This is a genomic window from Bradyrhizobium sp. BR2003, assembly GCF_009720285.1.
Classification (GTDB): Bacteria; Pseudomonadota; Alphaproteobacteria; order Rhizobiales; family Xanthobacteraceae; genus Bradyrhizobium; species Bradyrhizobium elkanii.
Genome location: NZ_SMYJ01000035.1, coordinates 247,403 through 259,598 on the forward strand (window position 1 = coordinate 247,403; position 12,196 = coordinate 259,598).

Genomic DNA, 12,196 nt, shown 5'->3' on the forward strand with positions numbered 1-12,196 from the left:
CCTTCGCTCGAAAACGCTTTGTGATCGGCGCAGGTTAGGCTTCCGCACGCTATCTGAAAAATATAATCTGTCGAATAGTGTATTCGCGGTTCTAGAACGCTGAACCCTCATGGATTCGCGCCAGCTTCGCTATTTCATCGCGGTTTACGAGCAGCGCAACCTGTCGCGGGCAGCGGACCAGGCCAACGTCGCGCAATCCGCGCTCAGCCACCACATCGCCAATCTCGAGGCGGAATTCGCCACGCCGCTGTTCGAGCGCAAGCCGCGCGGCATGGAACCGACCGCGGCGGGCGAGCGGCTCTATGAACATGCCCGCATCATCCTGCGCGCGATGGCGGCGGCCGAGCGCGAGATCAAGGAAGGCGCCAGCGCGATCGCCGGCGATATCTCGATCGGCATGGCCAATTCCGGGATGAAGGCGATCGGCGTGCCGCTGATGCGGACCGTGCTGACGAAATATCCGAACCTGAAGCTGTCGCTGACCGAGAGTCTCTCCGGTGCGACACTGCTGCATCTGCTGAGCTCCGAGGTCGACCTCGCGCTGGTCTACAATCCGCCGTCGGAAAAGGACCTGATCGCCGAGCCGGTGCTGGAGGAACAGATGTTCTGCGTCGGCACCGAGAAGCTGATCGGCAAGAAAACGCCAATCAGCTTCGAGGAGGTGACGCGGCTGCCCCTGATCCTGTTGCGGTACGGGCTGTCGGCGCGCGCACTGCTGGATGATCCCGTGCTGCTGAAGCGGCTCGAGGCCAATGCGATCATGCACCTCAACTCGACCAGCGGCATGATCGGCGCGCTGACCGCGGGCCTGGGCTGCACGATTGCGACCACCCATTTCGTCAGCGAGCCGCTGAAGGCACGATTGCTGGTCGCGCGCGAAGTCATCGAACCAAAGCTGACCCGCACCCTCTATCTTTGCCGCTTGCGCAACCGCCCGATGACCTACGTCATGGAGGAGATGTGCCGCCTGATCCGCGCCCTGATCGCAGACCAGGTGGGCCGCGGCGCCTGGGAGGCGACGCTCCTGATCTAGAGCGCTTTCACGCGAAGTGGGCGCCGGTTCGCGTGAAGCAAGCGTGCCAGAAACAGCGCCATCGAAAATATCGAACGTTTCCTTCGATATGTTCGTCTGGATTTCTGGCTCCCGGCTGCCCAAACATGCGCGTCCGGCACGCCCTCGCAAGAGGGGCGGCCGTTGCACCATTCGGGGAGGACCATCATGAGCGCCGTCGAACTCGGCTCGGTCGCCGATCTCGCCAACACGACCAGCGGACCCGACCAGATTTCGCGACGGCTCGAGGCGCTGCCCACCTCCGGCCTTGTCTGGCGGCTGGTGATCCTGCTCTCGCTCGGCGGCTGCTTCGAAATCTACGATCTGTTCTTCACCGGCTATATCGCGCCGGGCCTTGCCCGCAGCGGCTTGATGACCACGACGACCCAGGCGTTCTTCGGCTTCTCCGGGATCGGCGCCTTCGTCGCGGCGACCTTCGCCGGCCTGTTCATCGGCACCTTCTGCCTCGGCTTCCTCGCCGATCGTTTCGGGCGCAAGGCGGTCTTCACCTATTCGCTGCTGTTCTACAGCGCGGCATCGGTGATCATGGCGTGCCAGACCACACCCGGCGGCCTGCTGCTGTGGCGCTTCATCGCCGGGATCGGGATCGGCATCGAGGTCATCACCATCGACGCCTACATCACCGAGCTGGTGCCGAGCTGGATGCGCGGTCGGGCCTTTGCGATCAACCAGGCGGTGATGCTGTCGGCGGTGCCTGTTGTCGCCGCGCTGTCGTGGTGGCTGGTGCCGCTCTCGCCTCACGGCATCGACGGCTGGCGCTGGGTGGTGCTGATCGGCGCCACGGCCAGCATGATCATCTGGGTACTGCGGCTCTACGTTCCGGAAAGCCCGCTCTGGCTGGCCCGCCATGGCCGCACCGCCGAGGCCGAGAGGATCATGCGGACGCTCGAGGCCGCATCGCACACGGCTGCGCCGCGTCCTGCCCCCGCGATCGCAACCGCACCGGCACGCGCGCCGGCCGAGACCGGCTATGCCGACCTGTTCAGGCCACCCTACGTCTCGCTGGTCGCGCTGTTCATGATCTTCAATCTCTGCCAGGCGTTCGGCGTCTACGGCTTCTCCAACTGGGTGCCGGCGCTGCTGGTGCAAAAGGGCATCAACGTCACCAAGAGCCTGCAATATTCCTTCATCATCGCCTTCGCCTATCCACTCGCGCCGCTCCTGGCCGCAACCTTCGCCGACCGTTTCGAGCGCAAATGGATCATCTGCGGCGCGGCCGCCGCGATCTCGGTGTTCGGCCTCGCCTTCTCGCAGCTGACCGGGCCGGTGCTGCTGATCGCCAGCGGCGTGCTGGTGACGGGCGCCAACATGACGCTGTCCTACGCCTATCACGCCTACCAGACCGAGGTATTCCCGACCGCGATCCGGGCGCGCGCCGCGGGCCTCGTCTATTCGATGAGCCGGCTCAGCGCGACCTTCTCCGGCTTCATCGTGGCGTTCATGCTGAAGGAGGCCGGCGTCGGCGGGGTATTCGGCCTGATCACCGCGGCGATGGTCATTGTGATCATTGCTATCGGTGTCTGGGGGCCGAACGTCCGCGGCAGGCCGCTCGACGCCTAGAGCATGATCCGGAAAAATGCGAAGCGGTTTTCCGAAAAGATCATGCGCAAACAAGGAGCTAAAGCGCGATGATGATCCAACCTAATCTCATCGCGCTTTAGAGTCTTTCGCTCGAAAACGCTCTCACCGCGGCACAAACGGCACTTGCCGAAGCCATATTGGGTGTCTACCTCTCGCGGGTCATTTGTGCAGAGGTAACCCATTCATGTTAGCCGCCGCCGTCAAGGCGCTTTCGCAAATCCTGTCGCCGCCGATGCGCTCGATCCTGTGGCGCTCGATCGGGCTTGCGCTGGTGCTGATCACCGTGCTGGCGATCGGATTGCAGCGGCTGCTGAGCTGGTTTGCCGACTATGGCGAGGTCTGGGCCGAAGGCATGCTCGGCCCCAACTTCCATTCCACGCTGCATGTGCTGTCCTGGATCGTTTCGATCTCGGCGGGCCTTGGTGTCGTGCTCGGCGGCATCTTCCTGATGCCCGCGATCACCTCGCTGGTGGCGAGCCTGTTTGTCGACGACGTCGCCGACCATGTCGAGCGCGAGCATTATCCGGCCGACCATCCCGGCGTGGCGTTGCCGGTCACGCTCGCGACGATCGAGGGCGTCAAGACTGCGCTGCTGACGATCCTGGTCTATTTGGTCGCGCTCCCGTTCGTGCTGTTCGCGGGCGCAGGCTTCATCATCTTCTTCATCGCGACGGCCTGGCTGCTCGGCCGCGAATATTTCGAGCTTGCGGCGATGCGGTTCCGCTCGCCTGATGACGCCAAGGCGATGCGCAAGGAGAACGCGGCGACAGTCTTTACCGCAGGCCTGTTCATCGCCGCTTTCGTCTCGATCCCGATCGTCAATCTGGCGACGCCGCTGTTCGGCATGGCCTTCATGGTGCACATGTACAAGCGGCTGTCGGGCCCGCGGCGCGAGCTGATCGAGCCGGCGCGGCGAACCAACGTGTCCTCGGTCTAAAGCATGATCCGGAAAAGTGCGAAGCGGCTTTCCCTCGCGACAAACGCGGGACGCGTTTGCGCGGAGATCATGCTCAAACAAGGGACTAAAGCGCGATGACGATACACCCAATCACATCGCGCTTTAGGTGGTATCCGGGAGCACCGGCAGCGATGCCGGTACCCGATCGCTTGCGAATGGCACGAGCAGCAGTCCGACGATCGCCACGCAGGTGAGCATCGCCCATGCCTCGTTGACCGTGAGTGCGAGAGACGCCCGTTCGACCAACGGCCGGATGAACGCCACCGTCGCGTCGTCCGGCAGACCCGGCGGGCGATCGATCAGCAACTTCGGATCGAGAGCGATCGCCTGCGCCGCGGTGACATCCCCCGCCAGCAGGCGCACGCGGAAATCCTCGCCATAGATCGGGCTTCGCCCATAGAGGATGGTATCGATCAGGGCGATCCCGATCGCGCCGCCCAGATTGCGCATCAGGTTGAACAGTCCGCTGGCGTCGGCAATCTCCGTCTCCGGAAGGGCGCCCAGCGCAATGCGCGTCGGCGGCAGCAGGCAGAACATGATCGCGACACCGCGCACGACCTGCGGCCAGAACATCTCGCCAAAATCCGCCGTGCGCGGCTGAATGGCGCTCCAGCCGAGGCCGAGCGCGAACAAGGCGAAGCCCGCGCCGGTCAACCGCCGCGCACCGATGCGGCTTTCGAGGATTGCCGCGAGCGGCGCCGCGACGAGCTGCGCAACTCCCGTGACCAGCATGACGGTGCCGATCTCGAAGGCGTCATGGCGGCGGACGAAACCAAGGAATACCGGCATCAGATAGGTCGATCCATACAGGCCAATGCCGAGGCAAAAGCTCAGTGCGCAACCGATCGCGAACGGACGCCGCTTGAAAAGCGTCAATTGCGCGATCGGATAGGCCGCGCGGAGCGTGCGCCGGATCAGCAGCGCCGTCCCGGCAATGCTTCCGATCAGCAGGCCGAGACAAGGCATCGCGGCCCAACCGCGTTGCGGCGCTTCCTTCAGACCAATCATCAAGCTTGCGAGCGTCGCTGCGAGCAGGACGAGCGACCATTTATCCAGCCTGAAGAACGCGCGAAGCTGCACGCCTTCCTTCGGTAGCAGCAACGGGGTGACCACGGCTGTCACCGTTCCCGGAACCAGATTGGCCAGGAACAGCCACGGCCAGGACCAGGTCTGCGTGATCCAGCCGCCGACGACGGGTCCAACGGTCGGCGCGAGCACCGCGACGACGCCGCCGATCGTGGTGGCCACCGGATGAAGCCGTGCCGGGAACAGCGTGAACACGGCGGAGAACACTGCGGGGATCAGGACGCCGCCGGAAAATCCCTGCAGCACGCGAAACGCCAGCAGCGCCGCAAAACCGCCGCTGAGGGCGCAGCCGACCGACGCGACGGTGAACAGGCTCACGGCAAGCGCGAACAGCCATCGCAACGACAGCGCATGCGTGAACAGGCCGGTCAGCGGGATCGCGATCACTTCCGCGATCAGATAGGCGGTCTGAATCCAGCTCATCGCCGCCGGCGAGATCGCAAGCGCGCGCTGGATCGTCGGCAACGAGGTTGCGACGACCTGGATGTCGAGAATAGCCATGAACATGCCGAAGCACATCAGGAGGAAGCCGGCCCAGGTTGCAGCCGATGGGCCGTCTGTTCGGTGATCCGCCCCCTTGCTCATGGCCTGCTTGCGCGTGGCCAGTCGGAAACGGAGAGCGCGCGGTTCTCGACCCGAATCCGGAGCGCAAGCACCGCGAGATTGACGAGGGTAAAGATCAGCGCCAATCGCGGCAGGTGCAGTGCGAGGGGTAGCAGCACGATTTCACCGACCACGACTACGTAGTTTGGATGCGGGAAATATCGGTACGGCCCGGATGTGACCAGCGGCGCGCCCGGCAGCACGACGATCCGCGTGGTCCATCGCGGCCCGAGCGCGGCAAGGACCCACACCCGCAAGCCCTGCAGCAGCAGAAAACCCGCCAGCGCGGCCAGATTGACGTCCTGGTCGCAGCCCCAGATCCACAGCGCGGTCAGCCAGCCGGCGTGAACCAGGACAATGAGCGGGTAGTGATTGGCGCCGACCTCGACCGCGCCTCGTGCGAGAAGCCGCTCCGTGTTGCGACGTGACAGCACGAGCTCGCCGAGACGCTGCAGCGTGACCAGCGCGAGGATGACCGACGCGAAGCTCACGCCGCGTGCCTGAGCGCAACGCAGCTGAGCGTGAAGCCCGGCCCGAGCGCCGTGAGCAGCGAGCGCGGCGGCAATCCCTCGGCGCAGGCACGCTCGAGAACAAAGAGAACCGTCGGGCCCGACATGTTGCCACAAGCCGCGATGACGTCGCGTTCGTGATCGAGCGTGCCCTGATCGAGCGCGAGTGCCCGTTCCAGCGCGGCGATGACCTTGGCGCCGCCGGGATGGCAAAGGAAGCGGTCGACGTCATCGGCCCTCAGCTGCATCCGCGCGAGGATCTCGGTAACGGCCGGCCCAACATGGTCGCGGACGAAATCCGGAATGGTTCGCTGAAAAACCACGCCGAATCCTTCCGGATCGACCGTCCAGCCCATGATGTCGAGCGTGTCCGGCCACAGCTTTTCACCCGTCGCCTCGATCCGCGTCGCACCACCGTCCCCGGCTCGCAGCACGATCGCGGCCGCACCATCGCCGAACAGGCTGGCCGCAACGATGTTTGCCTTGGTGAGCTCGTCGTGCCGGACCGCGAGCGTGCAGAGCTCGAGCGCAACCAGCAGCACGTTCGCTCCCGGCCGCGCTTCGGCCAGCCGCGCCGCGATCGACAGGCCGGACACGCCGCCCGCGCAGCCGAGGCCGAACACCGGCACGCGCGACACATCCGTCCGCAGACCGAGCTTGCCGGCGACGCGCGCCTCCAGCGACGGCGTGGCTATTCCCGTCGAACACACCGTGACCACGATATCGATGTCTCCGCCGGTCAGGTCGGCGCGCGCAATCGCCTTGCGGGCCACGTCGACATACAGCGTCTCCGCACCCTCGAGAAACGCCAGCGTTCGCTCCGGCCAGCCGCGCCGTTCGAGATACCATTCGATCGGCTTGACGCCGTAGCGATGCTGGATGCCGGTGTTGGCGAACAAGCTGGAGAGCGTCTCGAATTCGGCATAGCGGTCGGCGAGGAGATTACGCGCGGCCTGCAGGACCTGTCCCTGATGGAATAGATGCGGTGGAACCGCCGTCGCCAGGGAAACAAGCGCGGCCGTCTGCTTTATCTCGATCATCGTGGCTCCATTCCCCCCGCTCTTGGAACCGCGCGATGAGCAAAATATTTCAACACGCTTGCGACATAGCGCGAGCGCCGCATTCACTATAAATTGACCCGGCGGCGATATCCGTGCCTTCCTCGCAAATCAGGAAGCGGCGGCGCCCGGCCTGCGGATCACGTTCTTCACGAAGCCAAGCGGCGCCGGCGACAACGGGCCCTGCGGCGCGCGCGTGATCAAGGCGACCAGGACCAGCGCCAGGATCGCGAGCCAGAAGCACAGCCAGAAGCCGTCGATATAGGCGAGCGTGTTGGCCTCGCGCTGCACCAGCGCCGCCAGCGTGCCGACGGCGCGGCCTGTCGCTGTCCCGATGCCGTGGCCGGAAAATTCACCTGCCAGCCGCTCGAGCAGGTTCACGACGTCGATATCGCCGTTCTGCACATGCTGTCCGAGATAGTTGGAATGGATCTGCTCGCGGACCCGCAGCCAGGTCCCCATCAGCGCGACGCCGATCTCGGCGCCGCCAAGGCGCATGATCTGGATATAGGCCGCGAACGCCGTCGCCCGCGACGGATCGGAATTCGACAGCGCCATGATGATGATCGGCAGCAGCGTGAACGCCTGCCCGATCGACGTGAGCAGGACGACGCCGACGAAATCCTCGCGCGCCCAGACATGGCTCAGCTGCGTGCCCCAGAGATTGGCCGCCGCGAACGCCGAGAAGCCGAGCGCCACGACGATGCGCGGATCGAGGTGGCGCAGCAGCAAAATCGAGATCGGCACCAGCGCGAACATCGGCAGCGCGCCGTAGGTGAACAGCAGCACGCCCGACTGCTCCGGCCGCAGCGCGCCGACGGTGCCAAGGAAGTTCGGCACCAGCGACGAATTCGACAGGCTGGTCAGCGTGTACAGCAGGATGACGATCAACGAGAGCCCGATATTGCGCGAGAACAGCACGTTGAAATGCGCCCAGGGCCGGCGCGCGACCATTTCGTTGATCATGAAGGCGATGATCAACAGCCCGCCACCGATCAGGAGCGCCATCACGGTGCCGGACGAGAGCCAGTCCAGCCGGTTGCCCTGATCCAGTCCGGCATAGACCATCGACACCCCGGCGCCGAGCAGCAGCATGCCGCCCCAATCGGCATGGTGCAGCAGGTCGCGATTGACGGGCTCGTTCGGCGTGCCGAGATACACCATCAGCCCCATCAGCGGCGCGATCACCACGCCCTGCCAATACAGCCACTGCCAGCCGAGATGCTCGACATAGAGACCAACCAGCGAGCTCGACGAATCGAGCGCGAAGCCGACGCGGATCGAGTACATCGCGATCGCCGGCAGCCACCATCGGATCGGCAAATTGCGCAGGATGATCATCAGCGTCGCAGGCACGAAAGTGCCGAGCAGCATGCCGTGGGCGATGCTGAGCGCGATCAACATGGTGTAGTCGCGCACGAACGGGATGGTCAGCGAGACCACGGCATAGACCAGGCTCGGAATGCCGAGCACGCGGCGCAGGCCGAACACGGTGGCAAGCCAGGCCACCGCAGGCGCGACGAAGATCTGCGAGCCGATGGCGGCCGTCGAAAGCCAGGCGCCCTCGTCGAAGCTGAGCGAGAACGCACCGCGCAAATCGGGCAGGCCGACCGAGGTCAGGCGGCTGTCGAAATTCGCCAGGAACGCGCCGAGCAGCACGGCGACGACCGCGAACAGCGGATAGCGCGCGACGTCGCCGCGCGAGACCGGACCGCTGTGTCCGTCGTCACTTTCCGCCATTGGCGACCGCCTCGCCGGTGTCGATCCGCGTGACCACCGACATGCCCGGCAGCAGGCGCTCGAGCAATGGCTGGCCGTTGTCGAACTGGATACGCACCGGGATGCGCTGCACCACCTTGGTGAAATTGCCGGTGGCGTTATCGGGCGGCAGCAACGCGAATTGCGATCCGCTCGCCGGCGCGATGCGCTCGACGACGCCGCGCAGCTTCTGGCCGGAGAATGTATCCACGGTGACCTCGACCGGCTGGCCCGGCTTGACGTTGGTCAGCTGGGTCTCCTTGTAGTTGGCGATCACATAGACGTTCGGCAGCGGCACGACGTTGATCAGATTGGCGCCGATGTTGACGTAGTCGCCCGGCTGCACCTGGCGCTCGCCGGTGACGCCGTCGAACGGCGCGACGATCTTGGTGTAGCCGAGCTTGAGCTTGGCCGATGCCAGCAGCGCCTTGGCGGCGTCGAGGTCGGCGGCACGCTGCTTCTTGGTACCCTGCAAGACCTCGAGCTGATGGCGCTGCGCCGCGATGACCGCGCGGCTGGCGCGCACGTCGGCCTCCGCCTTGGCGTAGGATGCGGTCGCCTGCTCGAGCCGCTGCCGCGTGCCGGCGTCGGTTTGCGACAACGACTGCTGACGCTCTTCCTCCTGGCGCGCCAGGGTTTGCTGCGCCTCTGCGGACAGCCGCGCAGCCTCAGCCTGCGCGATGGTCGCATATTGCAGCTCGACCTGGTTGTTGAGGTTGTCGAGCGCGGCCTGCGCACCGACCACGCCGGCCTCGGCCTGCGCCACCTGCGCCTGGTAATCGGCCGGATCGATCTGCACCAAGAGATCGCCGGCCTTGACGCGCTGGAAATCGGAGACGGCGACGGTGAGCACCTCGCCCGATACGCGGCTGGAGAGCTGGGTCAATTCGGCGCGCACATAGGCATCATTGGTGGTCTGGATCGTGGCGCTGCCGACCCAGGCATCCCAGCGACTGGTCGCCACCGCGACGAACACCAGCGCAATGAGCACGGCAAACAGCGGAATCGCGAAACGGCTCCAGAAGCCGTTTGCTACTGATTGCGGCTTGGCTGGTGCTGCCGCTACGGCAGGCGCGGTCGGGCTGGCGGGTGACGGACCATCTTCAACCTGCTCTGCCACACCGCACTCCCTCAATCACGCACCGGAACAGCCGACAAACCTATCACGCGAACCGGTATCCACTTCGCTCGAAAACGCTCTGATAGCACATGATGACAATCATGCCTCAGACGGTCTTCTCCGGCCACCGGCAGAGATCATTGATCAGGCATACGTCGCAACGTGGACCACGGGCGAGGCAGGTGTAGCGGCCATGCAGGATCAGCCAGTGATGGGCGTGCAGCATGAACTCGGTCGGGATCACCCTTTCCAATCCCAGCTCGACCTCGAGCGGCGTCTTGCCGGGCGCGAGGCCGGTGCGGTTGCCGACGCGAAACACATGGGTGTCGACCGCCATCGTGTGCTCGCCGAATGCCATGTTGAGCACGACATTCGCGGTCTTGCGGCCGGCGCCGGGTAGCGACTCGATCTCGGCGCGCGTGCGCGGCACCTCGCCGCCGAACTCGGCGATCAGCTTCTGCGAGAGCGCGATGACGTTCCTGGCCTTGTTGCGATAGAGCCCGATGGTCTTGATGTAGTCGCGCACCTTGTCTTCGCCGAGCTCGAGCATCTTCTTCGGCGTGTCGGCGATTGCAAACAGCGCCCGCGTCGCCTTGTTGACGCCGGCGTCGGTCGCCTGTGCCGACAGCACCACCGCGACCAGCAGCGTGTAGGGGTTGAGGTGCTCGAGTTCGCCCTTTGGCTCGGGATTGGCTTTGCGGAACCGGTCGAAAGCCTCGTAGACCTCCTCCGATGTCCATGGCTTCGGCTTTGTGATCCGCTTGGCGACCTTCTTGGCCGCCTTCTTTGCCCCGGGTTTGGGCAGCAGCGTTGCCGCTTTCGCGGCTTTCTTCTTCGGTGCGGAGCGAACGCTTGACGTGCTGGCGCGTTGAGAGCGGATGATTTTGGCCATGAACCGGATATACTGATACGTCATGACCGCAGGCAACGACTTTGATCCGGGCGAAGACCTCAGGGCCGATGACCTCGCGGCTGAGGCGGAGCCCAAACTGTTCTCGGCACTGCTGACGCCGCACCGCTCGCTGAACCGCACCGGCTTTATCGTGCTGATGTCGTTCGTCACCGCGGTCAGCTTCATCGCCGGCGCAGTGTTCTGGTGGCTCGGCGCCTGGCCGATCTTCGGCTTCTTCGGCCTCGACGCGCTGGTGATCTATTGGGCGTTCAGGGTCAATTTCCGCACCGCTAAGGCGAGCGAGGAGATCACCGTCACGCCGTCGGAACTGCGGGTGCGCAGGATCAGCCATCGCGGTCATGTGGCGGAATGGGTGCTCAATCCGCTCTGGGTGCGGTTCGAACAGATCTCGCACGAGGAGTTCGGCATCGAGCGACTCTATCTGGTCTCCAGGGGCCGCCGGGTGAGCGTCGGCAGCTTCCTGGGTCCAGACGAAAAGGCGAGTTTTTCCAAGGCCTTGAGTGCCGCGCTCAACGCCGCGAAACGCGGCCCGACTTACAATCCCATTGCTTGATCGAGCTTGTCGGAAATCGGGTGGTTTGGACGAGCCATGACTCCTAAATCAGACACCATGATGACACTCGCCATACACGACCAGCGTCTGGCCAAGCCGGGCCTCCAGAGCGCCGCGCTGCGCGACTATGACTCGGTTCGGCGCGCCATCGCGTTCATCTCGGAGCACTGGCGCACGCAGCCGACCATCGAAGCGATGGCCGATGCCGCCGCCGTCACGCCGGATGAACTGCACCATCTGTTCCGGCGCTGGGCCGGGCTGACGCCGAAGGCTTTCATGCAGGCGCTGACCCTGGACCACGCCAAGAACCTGCTGCGCGATTCCGCCAGCGTACTCGATGCGGCACTCGACTCCGGCCTGTCAGGGCCGGGACGGCTGCACGATTTGTTCGTCACGCATGAGGCGATGTCGCCGGGCGAATGGAAGACCGGCGGCGGCGGCATGACGCTGCGCTACGGCTTCCACCCCTCGCCGTTTGGGACCGCGATCGTGATCGCAACGGATCGCGGGCTTGCAGGGCTTGCCTTCGCCGATCACGGCGACGAGCAGACCGCGTTCGCCGACATGAAGCGGCGCTGGCCGAACGCGACCTATGTCGAGGACACCGACGGCACCACCGCATTGGCGCAGCGCGTGTTCGATACGAGGTTGTGGCGGGCAGATCAGCCGCTGCGCGTCGTCTTGATCGGCACCGACTTCGAGGTGCGGGTGTGGGAGACGCTGCTCAAGGTCCCGATGGGCCGCGCGGTCAGCTATTCCGACATCGCCTGCAAGATCAACAGCCCGAAGGCCTCGCGCGCGGTCGGCGCCGCGGTCGGCCGCAATCCGGTGTCGTTCGTGGTGCCCTGCCATCGCGCACTCGGCAAGAGCGGCGCGCTGACCGGCTATCACTGGGGCATCACCCGCAAGCAGGCGATGCTGGGCTGGGAAGCCGGCCAGGTCGGATTGCACTAGCCTCTATCTCGTCATTCCGGGATGGTCCGAA

The 12,196-nt window shown here is 65.0% G+C and carries 11 protein-coding genes; 5 read left to right on the top strand and 6 right to left on the bottom strand.

All coding sequences use genetic code 11. The features are described 5' to 3' along the window. Positions 1–109 precede the first annotated feature (109 nt). The 3 genes from E2I15_RS30140 to E2I15_RS30150 all read left to right on the top strand — a co-directional run bounded on the left by E2I15_RS30140 (position 110) and on the right by E2I15_RS30150 (position 3,590). Positions 110–1,033 carry a LysR family transcriptional regulator gene (locus tag E2I15_RS30140; RefSeq protein WP_137478349.1) on the top strand — a complete coding sequence of 308 codons (924 nt, stop codon included), beginning with the start codon at positions 110–112 and terminating at the stop codon, positions 1,031–1,033. A 186-nt stretch (positions 1,034–1,219) separates the two neighbouring features. Next, positions 1,220–2,632 (top strand): MFS transporter, encoded by a 1,413-nt coding sequence (locus tag E2I15_RS30145; RefSeq protein ID WP_137478348.1) that lies wholly within the window; start codon positions 1,220–1,222, stop codon positions 2,630–2,632. A 205-nt stretch (positions 2,633–2,837) separates the two neighbouring features. Next, the gene (locus E2I15_RS30150; protein WP_137478347.1) at positions 2,838–3,590 is read left to right on the top strand and encodes a sulfate transporter family protein; all 753 of its coding nucleotides are present in this window, start codon (positions 2,838–2,840) and stop codon (positions 3,588–3,590) included. Between the two features lie 123 nt (positions 3,591–3,713). Here E2I15_RS30150 and E2I15_RS30155 read toward each other — a convergent pair whose 3' ends face one another. From E2I15_RS30155 to nth, 6 genes are all read right to left on the bottom strand, one after another. Beyond that, on the bottom strand, positions 3,714–5,216 hold the full coding sequence (locus tag E2I15_RS30155; RefSeq protein WP_137478513.1) for a DHA2 family efflux MFS transporter permease subunit: 1,503 nt from the start codon (positions 5,214–5,216) through the stop codon (positions 3,714–3,716). 62 nt (positions 5,217–5,278) lie between these two features. Next, positions 5,279–5,791, bottom strand: a complete 513-nt coding sequence (locus tag E2I15_RS30160) for an isoprenylcysteine carboxyl methyltransferase family protein (protein WP_137478346.1) — start codon at positions 5,789–5,791, stop codon at positions 5,279–5,281. Next, the gene (locus tag E2I15_RS30165; protein ID WP_137478512.1) at positions 5,788–6,840 is read right to left on the bottom strand and encodes a type III polyketide synthase; all 1,053 of its coding nucleotides are present in this window, start codon (positions 6,838–6,840) and stop codon (positions 5,788–5,790) included. The genes E2I15_RS30160 and E2I15_RS30165 overlap by 4 nt, the downstream gene beginning before the upstream one ends. Before the next feature lie 138 nt (positions 6,841–6,978). Beyond that, positions 6,979–8,607 carry an MFS transporter gene (locus tag E2I15_RS30170; RefSeq protein WP_137478345.1) on the bottom strand — a complete coding sequence of 543 codons (1,629 nt, stop codon included), beginning with the start codon at positions 8,605–8,607 and terminating at the stop codon, positions 6,979–6,981. After that, entirely contained in the window at positions 8,594–9,745 is a 1,152-nt protein-coding gene (locus E2I15_RS30175; protein WP_137478344.1) for an HlyD family secretion protein, read from the bottom strand. The genes E2I15_RS30170 and E2I15_RS30175 overlap by 14 nt, the downstream gene beginning before the upstream one ends. 106 nt (positions 9,746–9,851) lie before the next feature. Further along, a complete protein-coding gene (gene nth, locus E2I15_RS30180; RefSeq protein WP_137478343.1) occupies positions 9,852–10,637 on the bottom strand; it encodes an endonuclease III in 786 nt (261 codons plus the stop codon). 22 nt (positions 10,638–10,659) lie between these two features. Between nth and E2I15_RS30185 the strand changes: the two genes are divergently transcribed. Both E2I15_RS30185 and E2I15_RS30190 read left to right on the top strand, forming a co-directional pair. Continuing rightward, positions 10,660–11,211, top strand: coding sequence for a DUF2244 domain-containing protein (locus tag E2I15_RS30185; RefSeq protein WP_137478342.1), 552 nt, complete (start codon positions 10,660–10,662; stop codon positions 11,209–11,211). Positions 11,212–11,268: 57 nt separating this feature from the next. Then, complete coding sequence (locus tag E2I15_RS30190) at positions 11,269–12,165, top strand: methylated-DNA--[protein]-cysteine S-methyltransferase (protein WP_016841513.1); 897 nt, start codon at positions 11,269–11,271, stop codon at positions 12,163–12,165. Positions 12,166–12,196: the final 31 nt, after the last annotated feature.